At 69.8% G+C, this 18,958-nt stretch carries 17 protein-coding genes; 10 read left to right on the top strand and 7 right to left on the bottom strand.

Annotation, left to right across the window (positions count from 1 at the left end):
• Positions 1 to 124 precede the first annotated feature (124 nt).
• The 3 genes from ACFY2X_RS19275 to sigJ form a co-directional block, all read right to left on the bottom strand.
• The gene (locus ACFY2X_RS19275) at positions 125 to 280 is read right to left on the bottom strand and encodes a hypothetical protein (protein ID WP_389939825.1); all 156 of its coding nucleotides are present in this window, start codon (positions 278 to 280) and stop codon (positions 125 to 127) included.
• Positions 281 to 591: 311 nt separating this feature from the next.
• Positions 592 to 1,056 carry a carboxymuconolactone decarboxylase family protein gene (locus ACFY2X_RS19270; RefSeq protein WP_389939824.1) on the bottom strand — a complete coding sequence of 155 codons (465 nt, stop codon included), beginning with the start codon at positions 1,054 to 1,056 and terminating at the stop codon, positions 592 to 594.
• Positions 1,053 to 1,946: an RNA polymerase sigma factor SigJ gene (gene sigJ / locus ACFY2X_RS19265; protein ID WP_389939823.1), complete on the bottom strand. Its 894-nt coding sequence runs from the start codon at positions 1,944 to 1,946 to the stop codon at positions 1,053 to 1,055. The genes ACFY2X_RS19270 and sigJ overlap by 4 nt, the downstream gene beginning before the upstream one ends.
• Before the next feature lie 74 nt (positions 1,947 to 2,020).
• On the opposite strand from sigJ, the gene ACFY2X_RS19260 reads away from it, so the two are divergent.
• The 5 genes from ACFY2X_RS19260 (at position 2,021) to ACFY2X_RS19240 (ending at position 9,879) form a co-directional block, all read left to right on the top strand.
• Positions 2,021 to 5,572 (top strand): protein kinase, encoded by a 3,552-nt coding sequence (locus tag ACFY2X_RS19260; RefSeq protein ID WP_389939822.1) that lies wholly within the window; start codon positions 2,021 to 2,023, stop codon positions 5,570 to 5,572.
• A 37-nt stretch (positions 5,573 to 5,609) separates the two neighbouring features.
• The gene (locus tag ACFY2X_RS19255; RefSeq protein ID WP_389939821.1) at positions 5,610 to 7,031 is read left to right on the top strand and encodes a serine/threonine-protein kinase; all 1,422 of its coding nucleotides are present in this window, start codon (positions 5,610 to 5,612) and stop codon (positions 7,029 to 7,031) included.
• Between the two features lie 80 nt (positions 7,032 to 7,111).
• Positions 7,112 to 7,357: a hypothetical protein gene (locus ACFY2X_RS19250; protein ID WP_389939820.1), complete on the top strand. Its 246-nt coding sequence runs from the start codon at positions 7,112 to 7,114 to the stop codon at positions 7,355 to 7,357.
• A 66-nt stretch (positions 7,358 to 7,423) separates the two neighbouring features.
• On the top strand, positions 7,424 to 8,827 hold the full coding sequence (gene sthA / locus ACFY2X_RS19245; protein WP_389939819.1) for a Si-specific NAD(P)(+) transhydrogenase: 1,404 nt from the start codon (positions 7,424 to 7,426) through the stop codon (positions 8,825 to 8,827).
• A gap of 443 nt (positions 8,828 to 9,270) precedes the next feature.
• Positions 9,271 to 9,879: a carboxymuconolactone decarboxylase family protein gene (locus tag ACFY2X_RS19240; protein WP_389940008.1), complete on the top strand. Its 609-nt coding sequence runs from the start codon at positions 9,271 to 9,273 to the stop codon at positions 9,877 to 9,879.
• A 218-nt stretch (positions 9,880 to 10,097) separates the two neighbouring features.
• Here the strand turns inward: ACFY2X_RS19240 and ACFY2X_RS19235 are convergent, their stop codons facing one another.
• On the bottom strand, positions 10,098 to 10,493 hold the full coding sequence (locus ACFY2X_RS19235) for a nuclear transport factor 2 family protein (RefSeq protein ID WP_389939818.1): 396 nt from the start codon (positions 10,491 to 10,493) through the stop codon (positions 10,098 to 10,100).
• A gap of 438 nt (positions 10,494 to 10,931) precedes the next feature.
• Here ACFY2X_RS19235 and ACFY2X_RS19230 point away from each other — a divergent pair, with 438 nt between their 5' ends.
• The 3 genes from ACFY2X_RS19230 (at position 10,932) to ACFY2X_RS19220 (ending at position 13,776) form a co-directional block, all read left to right on the top strand.
• On the top strand, positions 10,932 to 11,504 hold the full coding sequence (locus ACFY2X_RS19230; protein WP_389939817.1) for a hypothetical protein: 573 nt from the start codon (positions 10,932 to 10,934) through the stop codon (positions 11,502 to 11,504).
• Positions 11,505 to 11,623: 119 nt separating this feature from the next.
• On the top strand, positions 11,624 to 12,184 hold the full coding sequence (locus ACFY2X_RS19225; RefSeq protein WP_389939816.1) for a carboxymuconolactone decarboxylase family protein: 561 nt from the start codon (positions 11,624 to 11,626) through the stop codon (positions 12,182 to 12,184).
• The gene (locus ACFY2X_RS19220; protein WP_389939815.1) at positions 12,181 to 13,776 is read left to right on the top strand and encodes an NAD(P)-binding domain-containing protein; all 1,596 of its coding nucleotides are present in this window, start codon (positions 12,181 to 12,183) and stop codon (positions 13,774 to 13,776) included. Before ACFY2X_RS19225 ends, ACFY2X_RS19220 begins: the two co-directional genes overlap by 4 nt.
• Here ACFY2X_RS19220 and ACFY2X_RS19215 read toward each other — a convergent pair.
• A complete protein-coding gene (locus tag ACFY2X_RS19215; RefSeq protein WP_389939814.1) occupies positions 13,759 to 14,919 on the bottom strand; it encodes a glutamate--cysteine ligase in 1,161 nt (386 codons plus the stop codon). The genes ACFY2X_RS19220 and ACFY2X_RS19215 overlap by 18 nt on opposite strands.
• A 243-nt stretch (positions 14,920 to 15,162) precedes the next feature.
• Between ACFY2X_RS19215 and ACFY2X_RS19210 the strand changes: the two genes are divergently transcribed.
• Complete coding sequence (locus tag ACFY2X_RS19210) at positions 15,163 to 15,915, top strand: SDR family oxidoreductase (RefSeq protein WP_389939813.1); 753 nt, start codon at positions 15,163 to 15,165, stop codon at positions 15,913 to 15,915.
• Positions 15,916 to 15,980: 65 nt separating this feature from the next.
• Here ACFY2X_RS19210 and ACFY2X_RS19205 read toward each other — a convergent pair whose 3' ends face one another.
• A complete protein-coding gene (locus ACFY2X_RS19205) occupies positions 15,981 to 17,147 on the bottom strand; it encodes a low temperature requirement protein A (protein ID WP_389939812.1) in 1,167 nt (388 codons plus the stop codon).
• A gap of 104 nt (positions 17,148 to 17,251) precedes the next feature.
• Between ACFY2X_RS19205 and ACFY2X_RS19200 the strand changes: the two genes are divergently transcribed.
• A complete protein-coding gene (locus ACFY2X_RS19200) occupies positions 17,252 to 18,163 on the top strand; it encodes a DMT family transporter (protein WP_389939811.1) in 912 nt (303 codons plus the stop codon).
• A gap of 8 nt (positions 18,164 to 18,171) precedes the next feature.
• Here the strand turns inward: ACFY2X_RS19200 and ACFY2X_RS19195 are convergent, their stop codons facing one another.
• Positions 18,172 to 18,900 carry a DoxX family protein gene (locus ACFY2X_RS19195; RefSeq protein ID WP_389939810.1) on the bottom strand — a complete coding sequence of 243 codons (729 nt, stop codon included), beginning with the start codon at positions 18,898 to 18,900 and terminating at the stop codon, positions 18,172 to 18,174.
• Positions 18,901 to 18,958 lie beyond the last annotated feature (58 nt).

Genomic DNA, 18,958 nt, shown 5'->3' with positions numbered 1-18,958 from the left:
CCTCGGCCTCGGTCGTGGGGAGGAGGCCAAGGGGCGACATTCAACCAGAGGCCGGAAACGGAGAAAGGCCCGCGGTGGCGGGCCTTTCTCGGTGGCTCTTCTCGCCGGGTCTTTTCGAGGAGTGTCAGGCGGCGGAGGTGGGGCCGCCCGGGTTCGGGAAACGTATGACGTTCCGCCCGGTGTAGGCGCGCAGATCGACGACCTTGGCGTCACCGGCGGTCCTGCGATGTGGCGCGGAACGGATATCCCTGATCTTGAGCCGCGCGACGCGTGGCGGCACGACCGCAAGTCTCCTCATTGGCCCCCCCGGCGTGATGATTTCGTTACACGAGATATCTACAGATCACCGCATAAAACCATCGTAAAGATGGGGTCATCAGTAAGGGAGTCGGCGGCCCGACGGAGTTCTCAGGTCCAGGCCGAACGTGTGGGTGTGACGGCGCTGGTTCCGCGACCGGATAACCCTGGAACGTCGCATGGGTCTGCCCCCCTTTCCTCGGGTGCGCTCCACGTCACGGTGCATCCGGCCGGTGGAGGCCGGCTCGCACGGATGCCCATGCGAGCCAACCTAGCTCCGTGTCAAGGCCCGGATCAACCTTTTGGATTGCGCAATGAACCGGCGACCGCGCGCGTGGTGACGGCGATCCGGTTCCACGCGTTGATCGTCGCGATCGCGATCACCAGCGCGGCCAGCACCTCCGGCTCGTAATGCCTGGCGGCCTCGTCCCACACGTGGTCGGGCACCGTCTCCCCCCGGTCGGCGAGCCGGGTGGCCTCCTCCGCCAGCGCCAGCGCCGCGCGCTCGGCGTCGGTGTAGTACGGCGCCTCCCGCCAGGCGGCCACCGAGAACAGGCGCTCGTCGCTCTCACCGGCCTTCTTGGCGTCGTGGCTGTGCATGTCCACGCAGAAGCCGCAGCCGTTGATCTGGCTGGCCCGCAGCTTCACCAGCTCCAGCGTGGCGTGCGGCAGGCCGCAGCCGGCCAGATACTTCTCCAGGCCGAGCATGGCCTGGTAGCCCTCAGGGGCGAGCTCTCCGATGTTCATCCGTGCCTTCATCGAACACTCCTCAGTTTCTTTGGATTCATCACGATGTCGATCCCGGTGATCCTGCCGCCGGCCACGGTCAGCCCGTAGACGGCGCGAAGTTCCCCGCCTCTGAACCCCAACAGCCCAGGCCAGCCGTTGACCGTGGTCGGCATGATCCGGTCGGCGGCCGTGCCGAACCGCTCGACCACCCCGATCACGAAGCGGGCCACCCGGTCGGCGCCGTAGATCGGCCGCCTGGCCGCGGTCACCAGGCCGCCGCCGTCGCTGCGCAGCACCACGTCCGGGTCGAGCAGCGCCAGCAGGGTGTCGATGTCGCCTCCCACGCTGGCGCGGGCGAACGCGTCCACGACCCGGCGGTGCTCGGCCGCGTCCACCTCGAACCGGGGAGCCCGGGCGGCGACGTGCTTGCGGGCACGGGCGGCGAGCTGGCGGCAGGCGGCGGCGGAGCGCCCGACCGCCTGCGCCACCTCGTCGAAGGCCAGCCCGAACACGTCGTGCAGCACGAACGCGGTGCGCTCGGCCGGGCTGAGCGACTCCAGCACCACCAGCATGGCCAGGCTCATCGACTCGGCCAGCGTCACCCTGTCCGCCGGGTCGGCCTCGGCCTCGGCCACCACCGGTTCGGGCAGCCACGGCCCGACGTAGTCCTCCCGGCGCACGCGTGCCGAGCGCAGCACGTCCAGGGCGAGCCTGGACACCGTGACCACCAGCCAGCCGGTGATGTCCTGGATCTCCGCGTGGCCGGCCCGGCCCAGCCGGAACCAGGCGTCCTGGACCACGTCCTCGGCCTCGTCGAGGCTGCCGAGCAGCCCGTAGGCCACGCCCACCAGCCGCGGCCGGATGACGGCGAACTCGGCCGCGAGACCTTCATCGTTGTTCACGTAAGGAGGACGAGACATCTCCCGAGTGTGTGACATCGGGCGAACTATGTTGTCCACCGGTGCGTCCAACAAGCCGGTGAACGGAGAGTGAGATGAGCACCGGACTGATCGATGGGGATCCGCAGCGGCTGGGTGGTTACTGGCTGGCCGGGCGGCTGGGCGCGGGCGGCCAGGGCGTGGTCTACGAGGCCTACGACGCCGAGGGCAGACGTGTCGCGATCAAGGTGCTGCACAGCGACGCGGGGGCCGACCCCGAACTGCGCGACCGGTTCGGACGCGAGGCCGTCGCCGCCCGGAGGGTCTCCTCGTTCTGCACGGCGGCCGTGATCGGTGCCGATCTCGAGGGGCCCAGGCCGTACATCGTCTCCGAATACGTCGAGGGCCCCAGCCTGCGCAAGGCCGTCGCCGACGGGCGCCGCTTCAACGGCGGCGACCTGCACCGCCTCGCGACCGCGATCGCCACCGCGCTGACCGCCATCCACGACGCGGGGGTCATCCACCGCGACCTCAAGCCCGACAACGTGCTGCTCGGCCCGGACGGGCCCCGGGTTATCGACTTCGGTATCGCCCGCACGGTGGACATGTCCCTGACCGCGACCGGCATGGTGGCGGGCACCCCGACCTACATGGCTCCCGAGATCTTCATGGGCCAGCGCGCGGGCATGCCCGCCGACGTGTTCGCCTGGGGCGGGATCATGGTCTTCGCCGCGACCGGGACGGACCCGTTCCGGGCCGAAAGCCTGGGCGGCGTCATGCACCGCGTGCTCTCCGTCCAGCCCCAGCTGGACATGCTGCCCGAGCAACTGCGCCCGCTCATCGCCGCCTCGCTCGCCAAGGACCCCCAGGATCGGCCGTCGGCCAGGGAACTGCTGCTCGCCCTGGTCAGCGGGGACGGCCGCCTCGACACCCCGCGGCTGCTCGCGGCGGGCAGCAACGCCGGAGCCCAGGTCCGCGCCGCCTCCGCCGACCCCGCGCTCGGCACCCTCGCGGAGGAGGCCTACGCCGTGCTCGGCCAGGCCGAGCGAGAGCTGGCCCCCGAGGTGTTCCTGCGGCTGGTCACCGTGACCGACGACGACCAGCAGACCGTACGGCGGGCGCGCTGGGCCGAGTTCCTCGACGGGCGGCCGGAGGGCGAGGTGGCCGCCGTCCGGCGACTGCTCGAAGTCTTCACCTATCTCGTCGCGCACGACGACCAGGAGGTCTGGCTGTCGCGGCCCGCGCTGCCGCAGGCCTGGCCCCGGTTGCGCCTGTGGGTCCAGGCCAACCGGGACGGCCTGGCCGTGCACCGGGGGATTCTCGCCGCCGCGCGGCACTGGGAGACACAGGGCCGCCGGGACGGCGACCTGTTCCAGGGCAGCACCCTGGAGAACGCCATGAACTGGGCGGCCACCGGCCGCCGCAACATCACGCTCAGCCCGGTCGAGCGCGACTTCCTGGAGGCGGGCGCCGCCCTCACCAGGCGCCGTGCCCGCCGGGGCCGGCTGGTCTCCATGACACTGGCCGTGCTGCTGGTGGTGGCGCTGGCCGCCGGGGCGCTCGCCGTACAGCAGAGCAGGGTGGCCGACGCGCGCAGCGTCACCATCGCGCTCCAGCGTGACCAGGCGGAGGCCCGCCAGCTCGCCGCCACGGCCGACTCGCTTCGGGTCGGCGATCCGGTCAGGGCCATGCTGCTCAGCGTGGCCGCCTGGCGGCTCGCCCCGGTGACCGAGGCGAGGGCGAGCATGACCGGCTCGCTGGCGCAGCGGGAGACGGCCACCTTCCACGACCCGGCCACCGCGGTGCAGACGCTCCGGGCGCTGAGCCGTGACGGGCGCACACTCGTCAGCGCGGGTGAGGGCGAGGTGCGGGTCTGGGACGTGCGGACCGGCAAACGCGCCGGGGGGTTCAAGGGCATCGGCGACGACCTGCGAGGGGTCGCGCTGAGCCCGAGCGGCAAGCTGCTCGCCGTGATCAGCGGACGGGAGCTGAAGATCTGGGACATGGCGAAGGGCAGACCGACCGGCGCCACCTTCCCCGTCCAGGGACGCAACGGCGGCGGCGACACCAACGCCTTCTTCGGCCAGGCAGAGAACCTGGTCCTGGTCACGCAGGGGCAGGGCTTCACCGTCTGGAACCTCACGACCGGAAGCAAGCAGTCCCCGCCCGTCGCGGGCATCAACCTCGACACGTCGGCCGACGGGCGCGGGCTGGCCGCCGGCAGCCTCGACGGTGAGGCGACGGCCTGGACCCTCGCCAACCTGGGCAGGATCCCGCTAGGCAAGCGGTGCACCAGCTGCGCGATACACGTGGCCTACAGCCCCGACGGAAAGAGGATCGCGGTCGGCAGGGGAAACACCGTCCGGTTGTACGACGCGGCCACCGGAGCGGAGTTGGGCTCGGACCTCCCGTTCCTCGACGGTAACGACGGCACGCTGCTGTTCAGCCCCGACGGGCGCTTCCTGGCGGCGGCGAGCGATATGAGCATCAAGCTCTGGCGGGTCGAGGACCGCCGGCTCCTGATCACCCAGAAGATCGACACGTTCATGCCCGTCATGGCCTTCGACCCGGACGGGCGCACGCTGCGCTATCTGACGGAGGACTCGGTCACCACCCTCGACATCTCCGCCGCGACCGGGCCCGTCACGCTCAAGAACGCCGGCACCCACTGGGCGGCGCTGAGTCCCGACGGGCGTCTGCTCGCCTCCAGGGACGAGCAGGCCGGCGAGGTCCGGCTCTGGGACGTCCGGCGGCGCGTGCCCCTCGCGGCCCTGAACATCGGTCCCAAGGGAGCCGACGGCTACTTCGAGATGGCCTTCAGCGGCGACGGGAAACGGCTGGCGATCAACACCGGCGGGGAGAGCTCCAGGATCACGATCTGGGACACCGCGACCTTCGAGCGCGTCGCCGCCGTCGAGACCGGCAGGGGAGGGCAGGTGCCCGCCCTGGCGTTGAACGCCGACGGAACCGCCGTGGCCTCCTACGTCCTCTACTACGACGCCGAGAACGAGCCCGACGGAGAAGTCCACCTGTGGGACGTGCCCAGCGGCCGTCACCGCTGGGCCCGAGCCCAGCAGTACGTCGAGGCGGTGAGGTTCACCCCGGACGGCAAGGCGCTGGCGATCGCCGGAGGTGAGCAGAGGATGCTGGACGTGGCGACCGGGAAGGCGTTCGGTGACACGTACGGCTCGCCGACCGTCAGCGTCCCGGTGACCTCGCTGGCCTTCAGCAAGGACGGCTCCCGCTTCGCCACCGCCGACCTGGGCGGGCGGATCTCGGCGTGGGAGACCGGCGGCAGGAGGCGGGTGGGCTCCCTGATCCGGTCCGGCACCCGTGGAAGGACAGAGGTCGGGCTGGCCTACTCCCCGAGAGGAGACGTGGTCGCCGCCACGGTCGACGATCGGTCGGTGGCGCTGTGGGACCTCGCGACCGGACGCCGCCTCGGCCAGCCGATCACCACGGGAACCGGGGACCTCCGGGCGCTGGCGTTCACGGCCGACGGGTCCCGGCTCATCACCGTCGACTCGGCCGGCACCCTGGCCGAGCATCCGGTCGCCCCGGAGCGGGTGGCGGCCGAGGTGTGCGCGCGGGCAGACCGGACCCTGTCGCCCGAGGAGTGGAAGACATATCTGGGCGAAGTGCCGTATCGCGATATATGTCCTGGTTAATTAGAACTTTCTCTCCGGAGATCACGTCCAAAGCCACATGAGAGTCGCGGCGAGTCTGATCGAGGGGGATCCGCAGCGCCTGGGGGACTACCGGCTGGCCGGACGCCTGGGCGCTGGCGGCCGGGGTGTGGTCTACGAGGCCTATGATCCCGGTGGGCGGCGGGTGGTCGTGAAGGTGCCGCACGGCGGCCCGGAGCTGCGGGAGCGGCTGGCGGGGGAGACGGCCGCGGCCCGGCGGGTCGCCCCCTTCTGCACGGCAGGCGTGATCGACGCCGACTGCGACGGGCCGAGGCCGTACATCGTCAGCGAATACGTGCAGGGCCCCAGCCTGCGCCGGGCCGGCCGGATCTTCACCGGGGACGATCTGAGCTGCCTGGCCACGGCCGTGGTCACGGCGCTGACCGCGATCCACGACGCGGGCGTGGTCCACCGCGACCTCAAGCCCGACAACGTGCTGCTCGGTCCAGGCGGTCCCCGGGTGGTCGGTTTCGGAGTGGCGGGGGCTCTGTGGATGGCGCCCGCCTCGCCCAGGTTCGAGGTCGTCGCCCCCGCCTACACGGCGCCGGAGGTGTTCACCGGGGACGAGGGGAACGCCGCGGCCGACGTGTTCGCCTGGGGCGCGGTCGTGCTCTATGCCGCGACCGGCAAGGATCCGTTCAGGGCGGCGAGCCTGGGCGCCGTCATGCAGCGGGTTCTGTCGGTGGACCCCGATCTGAGCCCGCTCCCCGGCGGCCTGCGCACCCTGGTCGCCGCCGCACTGGACAAGGACCCGCGAGCCCGGCCCACGTCCCGCGAGCTGCTGCTCGCCCTGATCGAGGAGGACGCTCACGCGGGCTCCTCGCCCGTGGAGGGCGGCGGCCACGGCGGTTCCGCCACGGAGGCCTCGTCCGGTGACCCGGAGGTCCCGTCCGGTGAGCCGGAGGTCTCGTCCGGCGCCCCGGAAGTCTCGTCCGGTGAGCCGGAGGTCTCGTTCGGTGAGGGGAACGGCAGGATGGGACCGGGCGTCGTGAACGTTCCGCCCGCCGCGGACGGGCTCCTCGCCGCGGGCAGGGACATGGCGGCGAGGCTGTGCACGGAGTGCGACGATCCCGGGCTGGGCACTCTTGCCGAGGAGGCCTACGCCGCGCTGGACCCGGCCGGGCGCGAGCTCGCGTCGGAGGTGTTCCTCCGGCTCGTCACCGTCTCCGCCGACGGCGGGACGGGGCTCCGGCAGGCCAGGGTTCCGGAGGACCGGATCATCGAGGCCTTCGGCTCCTTGATCGTCCGGAGCGGGAGGGAGGCGCGACTGGCTCATCCTGCGCTGCCGTACGCCTGGCCCCGGTTGCGTGGGTGGATCGAGACCAACCGGCGCCTGCTCGTCATGCGTGACGTCCGCGCCCGGCTGGCCCCGCTGGCTCTGGCCGCGCTGGTGGTGTTCGCCCTGGTCGCCGTGGTGCTGGTCGCGGGAATGCTCGCCTGAGCCGGGTGGGGAATGGGACTGAGCGAGGCCCGATACGGGTAGACCCAAACGGGAATCGCCGTGAGTTTCGGGGGGAAGACATGGCTCAGTGTGAGGTTTGCGGTAACGACTACGACATGAGCTTCGAGGTGCACGCCCAGGGGGCGGTGCACGTTTTCGACAGCTTCGAGTGCGCCATCCAGCGGATGGCACCGCTCTGCGAGCACTGCGGGGTCAGGATCGTCGGGCACGGGGTGCAGGCCGACCGGCGCTGGTTCTGCTGCGCGCACTGCGCTCGCCAGGAGGGCGCGAACGCGATCGTGGACCGGGTCGGGGTCCCGGCGTGAACCCTGCGGGACGGGTGAATCACCACGGGCCTGGCTGAGCGCGCCCAAGGCGTTCAGACTGGGTTTATGTGGGACTTCGACGTTCTCGTCCTGGGCTCCGGCCCTGGCGGGCAGAAGGCGGCGATCGCCGCGGCCAAGCTTGGCAAACGGGTCGCGGTGGTCGAGAAAAGACACATGATCGGCGGGGTGTGCATCAACACCGGGACGATCCCGTCGAAGACGCTGCGCGAGGCGGTCCTCTATCTCACGGGGCTCAACCAGCGGGAGCTGTACGGGGCGAGTTACCGGGTGAAGGAAGAGATCACGGTCGCGGACCTCGGGATGCGCACCCAGCATGTGATCGGCCGTGAGATCCAGGTGATCCGGAGCCAGCTGGGCCGCAACCACGTGACGATGCTGCAGGGGACAGGGCGGTTCCTGGACTCCCACACGATCGGGGTGGTCGGTGACCAGGAGAGGAGGGTCACGGCCGACAAGATCGTGATTGCCACGGGGACGTCACCGGCACGCCCGTCCAGCGTGGAGTTCGACGACAGGACGGTCATCGACTCGGACGCGATCCTGCATCTCGACCGGGTGCCCGAAACCCTCATCGTCGTCGGGGCCGGGGTCATCGGCATCGAGTACGCCTCGATGTTCGCGGCGCTCGGCACCAAGGTCACCGTGGTGGAGCGGCGCGAGCGGATGCTGGAGTTCTGCGATCTGGAGATCGTCGAGGCGCTCAAATACCATCTGCGGGATCTGGCCGTGACGTTCCGCTTCGGCGAGAGCGTCGCCGCGGTCGAGCGACGGCCGCGCGGGGCCCTGACCGTTCTGGAGAGCGGCAAGAAGATCCCCGCCGACTGCGTCATGTACTCGGCGGGACGGCAGGGCCAGACGAACGAGCTCTGCCTGGAGATGGCGGGGCTCGCCGCCGACGACCGGGGCCGGATCGAGGTGGACGCGAACTACGCCACCGTCGTCCCGCACATCTACGCCGTCGGCGACGTGATCGGCTTCCCCGCGCTCGCGGCCACCTCGATGGAGCAGGGCCGTCTGGCGGCCCAGCACGCGTGCGGCGAACCGGTTACGGACCTGCATGAACTACAGCCGATCGGGATCTACACCATCCCGGAGATCAGCTTCGTCGGAAAGTCGGAGGACGACCTGACCCGTGACAAGATCCCGTTCGAGGTGGGCATCTCGCGCTACCGTGAGCTGGCCCGCGGGCAGATCATCGGTGACTCGTACGGCATGCTCAAGCTGCTCGTCTCCTCCGAGGACCGGCGGCTGCTCGGCGTCCATGTGTTCGGTACGGGGGCCACCGAGCTGGTGCACATCGGGCAGACGGTGATGGGCTGCGGCGGGACGATCGACTACCTGGTCAACGCCGTGTTCAACTACCCGACGCTGGCCGAGTCCTACAAGGTCGCCGCGCTCGACGCGATGAACAAGATGCGGGCGATCGCCCGGCTGACGGCCGAGCTGTGACCGGAGGCCGTATCGCTCCCTCCCGGAGCCGGGCTCCCGGAGGAATCCGGACCGGGGCACGCCTGCGGCCGCGGCGCGGCTTGTTTCCGGTTTCCCCCTGTGGAGCGGATTGATTTCGCGGTCGTCTCCGCAATCGCCGCGGCCGGATGGTCGCCGATGATTCTTTTTCGCCTGCCGCGCCTGCCGGTGCCGGGATGGATTGGCCGGCACATATGGAGCTGTCAAGTGCCGGATTGACAGGAAGCGGCAGCCGGGGAGCAGCTTGCTGACTTCGATTTTCCTACTTCACGGGCCACGGGACGCGCAAAGTTGGTTGTGCGAGGACGCGTTGACAACCCGAGAAGAGGAGTTAGGACATGACCAGCATAGTTGTCTCTTTGCCCAGCGCGAACGGTGCTGTCACGCTGCCGGACGTGCCTGTTTCCGATGCTTCCTCATGCGCTGTGGAATGGCCGGGGGCGGCTCGGCCGGGGCAGTTCAATCATGCGGGGGAGTTCGCACCGCACATCACTTTGGACACCGACGAGCCGGGAATTCGCGGCCTGTTCCGATATCGCCCGGAGACGGCTTTGCCGTTGAACGAGCTGTCAGAGGTGTTGTTGTGCGGGGAGAGCACTCTGACCCGTGGGGAGCGGGAGCTGATCGCGGCGTATGTGTCGGCGTTGAACGAGTGCCGGTTCTGCTTTTTCACGCACGCGGCCTTCGCGGCCATGCGACTGCCCGAGGGGATGGCGGTGGTGGATCAGGTCCGGGCCGATCTGGACGCGGCACCGGTCTCGGACAAGATGAAGGCGCTGCTGGCCATCGCGGCCGCCGTCCAACAGGGTGGGAAGAAGGTGTCCAGGCAGCAGGTGACCGCGGCCCGGGAGGCGGGCGCGACGGATGTGGAGATCCATGACGCGGTGCTGATCGCGGCGGCGTTCTGCATGTACAACCGCTATGTCGACGGCCTGGCCACGCTTGCCTCCGACGACCCCGCCCACTACGCCGCGCGGGCGCGGATGACCGGAGGGTATCGGGTGATGCTGGCCGAATCGCAGCGCCAGGCCTGATGGCGGCATCGGGGAACGCACACCCGCTCTTATCGGAAACACCCGCCCTTATCGGAACAACGCAAACCAGGCACCCGGGCCGCCGCGGTTCTTCTGCGGCGGCCACACCCATGAGGCGGCCACACCCGGTTCTTCCGATCGGTGGCGCGTTCTCCGTCACGGGAGGCGGCCCGGTGCCGGCCCTGAACGCCCGGCGGTGCGGGACTATGGCGATGCGGTCAGGCGAAGAACTCGTCGATGATCTGGGAGTCGTGCGGGTAGCTCCAGCGCTCGCTGATCTTGCCGTCGGTGATGCGGAACACGTGAACGCCGCGCTCGTCCAGAACCCGGTCGCCGCGCTCTCCCCGGATGCGGAGCAGCGCCGCGACCTGCTCCTCGCTGGCCAGGAACGAATCAGGCTCGAACCTCATCGACTTTCCGGCCGCTTCGGTGAAGCGCGAGAGATAGTTTATTACCTGCTCCTTACCCTGATAATCGCCGGCCAATGAACCTCGGCCCGGAATGTGAAAGATCACGTCATCGGTGAGCAGGTGGTCGCGGATGTAATCCAGGTCGCCCTTGGCGAGGGCGTCGTAGCTGTCACGAGCGAGGGCAACGTTGGGGTGTTCGGACATGAATGACCTCCTTATGGCGAACGGCCCTTTTTGCGTGGTGTCGGTGACGCTACGCCTGATCAAGGTGAGTGGACAGGGGAGTGAGAACAGACTTACCGCAAGGTCATATGGTCATGGCCTTTACGGGAACTGGCCGGGGGCTATCGAATGAGGCGGCCACCAGAAAACTGGCCGTTGACAGCCGGGCGATGACATGGCGATCATGTGCGTTTGTCGGATGGATTTGTTCGCCGCGACTATATGAACGGTTCCGGTCCGTGCCGGTAAGAGATTCGTCCATGCCTCGCTCCTCTCACACCAATTTATACATGTCCGAAACTAATGGCCTGCTCCGGTTCCGGACGGTGGCCGTAGACGCACACCCGCGCTCTTGAGGAGTGCGGAGAAGAAGACGTACGCCGGTTGCCCGGCACCCCCCGACCAGCGTGGAGAACACCCATGGCGAGCCAGTCGAGCGCGTTGCCGCCCAGCGCGGGCCTGATCACTTCGATGAACACGGACTACCACCGGGCCGGGCTGAACGTCTTCCTGGTGATCGTGCTGGCGCACTGGGCGGAGCACGTGGCGCAGGCCGTACAGATCTACGTCCTGGGCTGGCCGCTCCGGGAGGCGCGCGGAGTGCTCGGGCGGCCGTTCCCGTGGCTGGTGACCTCCGAGTGGATGCACTACGGCTACGCGCTGGTCATGCTCGCCGGGCTGCTCCTGCTCCGGCGGGGCTTCACCGGGCGCGCCCGCACCTGGTGGACCATCTCGCTGGGCATCCAGGTCTGGCACCACCTGGAACACCTGCTGCTGCTCATCCAGGCGTTGACCGGCAACAACCTGCTTGGCCGGCCGGTGCCGACCAGCCTGATCCAGCTCCTGGTGCCCCGCGTCGAGCTGCACCTGTTCTACAACGCGGTCGTGTTCGCGCCCATGGTGGTGGCCATGTGGCTGCACCGCAGGCCGAACCGGGCCGAGCGGGCGGCGATGACCTGCCGCTGCGCCCCCGCCCCGACCGGAGCGGCGTGACCTCTCCGTCTCCGCCGGATCGTCCGGGCACACCCTGACCGCAGAAGGCCACAGAAGGCCACAGAAGGCCACAGAAGGCCACAGAAGGCACAAAGGCACAAAGGCACAGAAGGAAATACATGCCGCATATCGCGTTGAACACCGACGAGCCGGGAATCCGTGGCCTGCTCCGCTACCGGCCGCAGACCGCCAAGCCGCTGAACGAACTGGCCCAGGTGCTGCTGTTCGAGGAGAGCACCCTGTCGCGCGGGGAGCGGGAGCTGATCGCGGCGTACGTGTCGGCGCTGAACCAGTGCCGGTTCTGCTTCTCCTCGCACGCGGCCTTCGCCGCCGCGCAGCTGCCGGAGGGAATGGCGTTGGTGGAGCAGGTCCGCGCCGACCTGGGGGCCGCGCCGGTCTCGGACAAGCTCAGGGCGTTGCTGGTCATCGCAGGCGCGGTGCAGGAGAGCGGGCAGAAGGTCTCCGAACAGGACGTCGCCGCCGCCCGGGAGGCGGGCGCGACGGATCTGGAGATCCACGACACGGTGCTGATCGCGGCGGCGTTCTGCATGTACAACCGCTACGTCGACGGACTGGCCACGATCGCCCCCGACGACCCGGCCGTCTACGCGACGGCGGCCGAGCGGATCGTCACGGCCGGCTACACGGGCGCGCCCGCCGAGGCGGAGCACCGGGGATGACGGTGACGGGACCCGGCGAGCGTACTCATCGCTACCTGATCATCGGTGCCGGGCCCGGCGGGTTGCAGCTCAGCTACTTCCTGCAGCGCGCCGGCGCCGACTACCTCACCCTGGAACGCGAGGCCGCCCCGGGAGGCTTCTTCCGCCGCTACCCGCGCCACCGCAGGCTGATCTCGCTGAACAAGGTCCACATCAGCGAGAAGGACCCGGAGATCGCCCTGCGCTGGGACTGGAACTCCCTGCTCAACGACGAGCCCGGGCTGCTGTTCCCCCGCTACTCGCAGGAGTATTTCCCGCACGCGGACGACCTGCTGCGCTACCTCGCCGACTTCCAGCGAGAGCACGCGCTCAACGTGCGCTTCTCCACGCCCGTCGACCGGGTCGAGAAGGTGGACGGGCGCTTCGTCGTGCACGCCGCCGGTCAGGTGTTCCACGCCGAATGCCTGATCATGGCGACCGGTTGGGGCGGGCCGTACATCCCCGACATCCCCGGAATCGAGCTGGCCGTGGGATACGAGGACCTGCCGGTCTCCGGGGAGGATTTCACCGACCAGCGGGTGCTGGTCATCGGCAAGGGCAACTCGGCGTTCGAGGTCGCCCAGGCCATGCTCGGCCACGCCGCCGTCATCCACCTGGCCAGCCCGAGCCCGGTCCGGTTCGCGTGGACGAGCAAACACCCCGGTCACGTGCGCGGCCAGTACGGCGCGCTGCTGGACAGCTACTGGTTCAAGACCCTGCACGGCGTGCTGGAATGCCAGGTCGACAGGATCTGGCGCGAGGGTGACCGCTACAAGGTGGCGATCACCTACACCCTCGCCGAGGGGGAGCAGGCGCTGCTGGAATATGACAGGGTGCTGCGCTGCACCGGCTTCACCATGAACACCGCGATCTTCGACCCCTCCTGCCGGCCGGAACTCGCCCCGAACGGGCGGATTCCGGCGATCCGCCCCGACTTCCAGTCGGTGAACGTCGACGGTCTTTACTTCGCCGGCACGCTCATGCAGGCCCGTGACTTCAAACGCGCCTCCTCGGCCTTCATCGACGGGTTCCGCTACAACCTGCGCGCCATGGCCGCCCTGCTCGCCGAGCGTTACGACGGAGTCCCGCTCGACCAGCAGGTGTTGCCGATCGACGTGGGCCAGCTGACCGCCGGCATGGTGGAGCGGGTGAACTACAGCTCGGCGCTGTGGACCCAGTTCGAATACCTCTGTGACGCGTATGTGGTCGACGAGGCGGCCGGGCAGATCCGGCACCACACGGACCTGCCGGAGGACTACGCGGTCGAGCGGTTCGCCGGCGACTCCCTCTGCTTCACCGTCACCCTGCGCTGGGGGCGCCAGGACTACGGTGACGTGTTCGCCATCCAGCGGCACCCGACCCCCGAGCGGGCGCACGAGAGCGCCTTCCTCCACCCGGTCATCCGGGCCTGGCGGCACGGCGAGATGATCGCCGAGCAGCACCTGCTGGAAGACCTCCTGGCGCAGTGGCGCGACCCCGTCAGGCACGTCGAGCCGCTGCGCGCGTTCCTGGCCGCGCAGCTCGGCGGCGCGCCTGACCGGTCGCCGGCGGGAGGGTCAGCCCCACGCCCCTGAGCCGTCGCGGTCCACCAGCCGCTCTATCAGGTAGTCGACCACATCGGCGGGCCGTCCACGCAGGTCGTGGGCGGCCCGCTGGCGTGCCGCCCCGGTGCCGACGACGCGCAGCCGCTCCAGCCGCCGGGTCACCGTCTCGAGGTCGCCGGTTTCCTCCAGAGCCGGGCGGATGTGCCGCAGCAGGGCGGCGACCAGGTCGGCGGCCGGCCGCAGCTCGCCGGTGAGCAGGTCGAAGCCGTGCCCCTCCAGGCCGTCGCGAGCCGCCCGCCAGTACGCCGCCCGCAGCAGCTCCGCGGGCGGGCGCGGACCCGGATCGCCGCGCTCCACCCGCTCCAGGGACACCACCACCAGAGCCCGGACCACGGCCGCGAGCAGCGCGGACTCCTCGGCGGTGGCGGGCACGTCGGTCACCCGGACCTCCAGCGTCGGCAGCCGCGCCGACGGCCGGACGTCCCAGAAGATCGTCCCCGGATCCACCAGCGCCCCGGTCTCGGTCAGCGAGCCGACCAGCTCCTCGAACTCGGCCAGGGAGGCGAAGTACGGTGGAGGCCCGGCCACCGGCCACTTGCCCCAGCACAGCGTCCGCCAGCTGGCGTATCCGGTGTCGCGGCCCGCCCACAGCGGGGAGTTGGCCGTCATCGCGATCAGCACCGGCAGCCACGGCCGCAGGTGGTTGCCCACCAGCACCGCCCGCTCCCGATCCGGCAGGTGCACGTGGACGTGACCGGCGCAGATGCTCTGCTCGTCATGCAACGCCCGATAGGTGGCGATTCCCACGTCGTATCGCGGATGATCGGTGATCGGCGGCGGGACGAACTCACCCAGCACGGGCGTGCCCGAGGCAACCGCGGCCAGCCCCTCGTCCCGTGCGGCCGAGGCCACCGCCGACCGCATCTGCCGCAGCTGCTCCTCCAGTTCGGAGACGCGGGCACACGGCGACGTCTTGGCCTCCACCTGAAACCGGGTGATCTCGGCGCCCACCCGCTCGCCCAGCCCGGCGGCGGCGCGCCCCACCACCGCGGCCGCCCGCGGCACCACCGCCCGCGTCACCGGATCGACGACCAGGTATTCCTCCTCCACCCCCATGAGCGGGCAGACCGCGTTGAAAGGCACTGGATGCGGTGAGTCCACCGTCGCCGTCATCTCCACTCCCACTTCGGGCAGATCGCTCGTTATCAGTAGTGTGCTTACCAACGACGTCACGTTACCGATCGATCTCGCGGCGCGGGCGTAAAGCGGGACCCCGGCGGGAAGCCGGAAGAACATTGGTATGAGCGTTTTTTATGGGAAGCGCATAAAACAAGCATTGGACTTATCAACGGGCCTGCCCGCAGAGTGAAAAGGCCGTCGCCGACGGCGATGATCGTCTATTGCTAAGGAATTCCCATGTCCGTTCCGACCTCCGCGCCTCTCGCACCCGTCTCCACCTCCCTGCGGGGAAGCCGGCTGGTCGTCATCGGCGCCGGTGCCCACACCGGCCGCTCGCTCGCGGTGACGGCGTCCGCCGCGGGCGCCGACCTCGTCCTGGCCGGTCCCGACCTCCGCGCGCTGGAGCAGACCGCCGGTGAGATGGCCGGCCCGGCGCGGGTGGTGCCGGTCGACCTCTCGGACGAGGAGTCGATCGCCAAGCTCGCCGTCGAGGTCGGCGGCTTCGACCACCTGGTGTCGACCGCGGCGATGCCCGCCAACGGCCCGGTGACCCAGCTCGACCTCGACGCCGTACGGCGCGCGTTCGCGGCCAAGGTGATCGGACCGCTGCTGCTCGCCAAGCACCTGGCCGGGCAGGTGCGCGACGGGGGGTCCTTCACCTTCTTCTCCGGCGTCGCGGCCTGGAGGCCCGCCCCCGGGCGCACCGTGATGGCCACCACCAACGGCGCTCTGGCCTTCCTCGTCGAGGCGCTGGCCGTCGAGCTCGCGCCGATCCGGGTGAACGCCGTCTCGCCCGGCATCGTCGACTCCGGCTCCTGGGACGCGATGGGAGCAGACAAGGAGGCCTTCCTGCGCGGTGTCGCGGAGCGGAATCCGGCCCGCCGCGTGGGAACCCCCGAAGACCTGGTCCAGGCCGTCCTGTTCGCCATCGGCAACCCGTACGTCACCGGCACGGTGCTGCACGTCGACGGCGGCGGGCGCCTCGCCTGAGGCGGCCGCGGCGGCCGCGGACCCTCCGCGGCCGCCGGCCGTACGGCCCGCCGTTCCCTCCCGGCCTATTCCGCCGGCTCGGCGGAGAGTTGCTCCGGGGCGAAGGTCAGGCGCCGCTCCAGCACGATGACCGCGGCCACCAGCGCGACCAGCACGACGAGCTGCGCCATGGCCGACCAGAGCCCGAGAGGGATCGTCGCGAGCGTGATCAGCGCGCCGATGCCCCTCAGCAGGTTGCCCTCGATGCCCATGACCTGGCGGAACCAGGCGTTGCCCGCCATGAACAGGGCGACGCCCAGGGTCAGGGTGACGGCGGCGCTCAGCTTCAGCGGGTCCATCGGGTGGCCGATCAGCTTCTTGACCCCGGTGGCCACCGCGACGACGCCCAGCAGCATCGGGATGTGCGCGTAGAAGTAGCCGCCGAGGATCATCCGGGCGCGCCGGATCGGCTCGGCCTCCGCCAGGGCCTCCTCGGCGCGCTCCTCGTCGTCGCCGCCGAAGTAGAGCCACCACAGACCGGCCGCCAGCGCCAGGCCGAGCACCGCCGCCAGCCCGAGGGTGAAGTCGATGTGAAGCCCCTGGGCGCCGATGCCGATCGCCACGACGGACTCCCCGAGCACGATGATCACCAGCAGGCCGTGGCGCTCGACGATGTGGTCGGCCTTGAGGGCGAAGCCCTTCTGGCCGATGAAGTACGGGCTACCCCAGAGCATCACCACCGCGGCGCCCCAGAGCAGAAGGTTGTACGGCCCGTCGAGGAAGCTCGCCACGCCGACCAGGGTGACCCCCGCGAGATTGAACGGGATCACCCGGGCGAAGGCCTCGGTGGCCTGCAGATACAGTCCGGCGTGGACGGCGACGAGCAGCAGGTATCCGATCGCGAACGCCATGCCGTCGCGCTCGAACACCGACGGGATCGCCAGTGCCACGATCATGAATCCGGCCATGCCCAGCAGCATCAGCACCCGACGGGCGGCTCGCACCGGGGGAACCGCGTTGGTCAACCAGGCATAGCCCGCGTACATCCACCAGATGACGCCGAACACCAGCAGGGCGCGTAACGCGCCCTCTACGGGTTTTCCCTCCTGTACTCCGCTCACCAGCAGGCTGGTGAGCTGGGTGACGGTGAAGACGAAGACCAGGTCGAAGAAGAGCTCAAGTGTGGAGACGCGAAGTTCGCCCTCCACCGGGGCGGATTCGATCCGCTCTCGGAACCAACCGGGCAGACGCATGGGCTCATTGTCATCTACCGAGTGGCCAGGGTTGAAGGGATAAACCATCGATTACGTGGTGAAATGTGGTTACGCTCCTTACCAGATCTACTGAGGAGCTCAATGTGAAACTGTGGTTGCCCGGATATGTCCTACTTGCGGCCATCTGGGGAAACAGCTTCTTCTTCATCAAAGTGGCGGTGGAGGAGCTGCACCCGCTGCAGGTGTCGTTCCTCAGGATGGCCATCGGCGCCGCGACGCTCCTCCTCGTGCTCGTGCTGTCACGCCGGTCCCTCCCCGGCGAGCCCCGGCTCTGGGGGCACTTCGCCGTCGCCTCCATCGTGCTGACCACATTGCCGTTCACCCTGTTCGCGTACGGCGAGCAGTACGTCTCCTCGGTCCTGGCCGCGATCTGGAACGCCACCACCCCCCTGTGCACACTCGCCTTCACCCTGCTGCTGCGCACCGAGCGGCCCACTCCGGCGCGGATGGCCGGGCTCGGTGTCGGATTCGCCGGAGTGATGATCGTTCTGGGCGTCTGGCAGCCCCTTGGCGGGGGACAGCTCCAGGGGAGCCTGGCCTGTTTCGGCGCGGCGCTCTGCTACGGCGTCGGCGGTGCCTACATGGGACGGTTCCTCAGCAACAGGGGCGAGGCACCGGTGGTGCTGGCCACCGGCCAGCTGCTGACCGGCACCGTCCAGCTGGCGGTGATCACCCTGCTGGCGGGGGTTCCGCTGGTCGACACCTCGGTCCCCGCCGAGGTGTGGTGGAGCATGGCCGGGCTCGGCGGACTCGGCACCGGCCTCGCCTACCTGTTGCTCTACCGGGTCCAGTCCGTCGCGGGGGTCACCACGACCTCGACCGTCACCTACCTGATTCCGATCTTCGCCGTGATCTCCGGAGTGCTCGTCCTGGGCGAGCACCTCACCTGGAACCAGCCTGCCGGGGCGGCGGTCGTCCTGCTGGCGATCGCCCTGACCCAGGGCCGGCTGAGCCGTTCGCGCACACGGCAGGAGAAACTCCAGTCCGTGTCGTGATCGGGAGCTCAGTCCCCGGCGGATTCCTCCTTCTGCCCGGCCACCAGGATGTCGCCGCCCTTGCCGGAGGAAGGCGTGCTCTCCGGGGCGCCCGCCGTGCCCCGGCGGCCCGCCCGGGGGCGGTCGGCGGGAAACTCCGCGGTGTCCCCGCCGGTCCCGGAGCCGGTCTCGGGGTTTCCCTCCGCGGGCCGGGCCGTCTTCTCCTCCTGGACGGGCTTTTCAGCCTGGGCCTGCTCCTTGGGGGCGAGTTCGGCGGCCTCTGGCTCGCGCAACGCGGCGATGACGTCATCGGCCTCGGTCTCGGCGGCGAAGTCCTCCGCGGCCTCGGCCTCACGCCGCCTGATCACCACCATGTGGTCGGCGGAAAGGCGGCCCGCGCCGCCGACCGCGAGCAGGACGGAGGCCGCGCCGAGCGCCACGACCAGCTTGACGTCGCCACCGGTCAGCGGCAGCCCCTGCTCACCGCTCGCCAGGACGAACACGGCCACGGCCTCGGCGAACAGCAGCAGCCCGCAGGCCGGTACGGCAAGCCCCACGACGAGCAGGGCACCGCCGATGAGTTCCGTCAGCATCGTGGCGCCGGCCCAGACCCCGGGGGCGGGGGCGCCCAGGGTCGCGAACTGGGCGGCGGTGGCGGTCAGACCCGCCTCCAGCTTGTGCCAGCCGTTGGCGAAGAAGATCCCGCCCACCCCCAACCTGGCGGCCAGGGCGGCGAGATCGTGGAGGGTTCGTCGCACGGTTCCTCATTCTGGTGAGATTCACCGTTCTTGCCCATAGCTGACCGGTCGAGGATCG

Origin of the sequence: Streptosporangium sp. NPDC000396, assembly GCF_042898655.1 — a bacterium.
Classification (GTDB): domain Bacteria; phylum Actinomycetota; class Actinomycetes; order Streptosporangiales; family Streptosporangiaceae; genus Streptosporangium.
Note: the sequence above shows the minus strand (reverse complement) of the source record. Positions and strands in the feature narration are given on the sequence as shown.

What these genes read in the sequence shown, in the direction of transcription:
- sthA (WP_389939819.1), top strand. Translation starts at nt 7,424, where the DNA reads ATGTGGGACTTCGACGTTCTCGTCCTGGGCTCCGGCCCTGGCGGGCAG.
- ACFY2X_RS19225 (WP_389939816.1), top strand. Translation starts at nt 11,624, where the DNA reads ATGCCGCATATCGCGTTGAACACCGACGAGCCGGGAATCCGTGGCCTG.
- ACFY2X_RS19230 (WP_389939817.1), top strand. Translation starts at nt 10,932, where the DNA reads ATGGCGAGCCAGTCGAGCGCGTTGCCGCCCAGCGCGGGCCTGATCACT.
- ACFY2X_RS19220 (WP_389939815.1), top strand. Translation starts at nt 12,181, where the DNA reads ATGACGGTGACGGGACCCGGCGAGCGTACTCATCGCTACCTGATCATC.
- ACFY2X_RS19255 (WP_389939821.1), top strand. Translation starts at nt 5,610, where the DNA reads ATGAGAGTCGCGGCGAGTCTGATCGAGGGGGATCCGCAGCGCCTGGGG.
- ACFY2X_RS19260 (WP_389939822.1), top strand. Translation starts at nt 2,021, where the DNA reads ATGAGCACCGGACTGATCGATGGGGATCCGCAGCGGCTGGGTGGTTAC.
- ACFY2X_RS19270 (WP_389939824.1), bottom strand. Translation starts at nt 1,056, where the DNA reads ATGAAGGCACGGATGAACATCGGAGAGCTCGCCCCTGAGGGCTACCAG.
- ACFY2X_RS19210 (WP_389939813.1), top strand. Translation starts at nt 15,163, where the DNA reads ATGTCCGTTCCGACCTCCGCGCCTCTCGCACCCGTCTCCACCTCCCTG.
- ACFY2X_RS19250 (WP_389939820.1), top strand. Translation starts at nt 7,112, where the DNA reads ATGGCTCAGTGTGAGGTTTGCGGTAACGACTACGACATGAGCTTCGAG.
- sigJ (WP_389939823.1), bottom strand. Translation starts at nt 1,946, where the DNA reads ATGTCTCGTCCTCCTTACGTGAACAACGATGAAGGTCTCGCGGCCGAG.
- ACFY2X_RS19215 (WP_389939814.1), bottom strand. Translation starts at nt 14,919, where the DNA reads ATGACGGCGACGGTGGACTCACCGCATCCAGTGCCTTTCAACGCGGTC.
- ACFY2X_RS19235 (WP_389939818.1), bottom strand. Translation starts at nt 10,493, where the DNA reads ATGTCCGAACACCCCAACGTTGCCCTCGCTCGTGACAGCTACGACGCC.
- ACFY2X_RS19205 (WP_389939812.1), bottom strand. Translation starts at nt 17,147, where the DNA reads ATGCGTCTGCCCGGTTGGTTCCGAGAGCGGATCGAATCCGCCCCGGTG.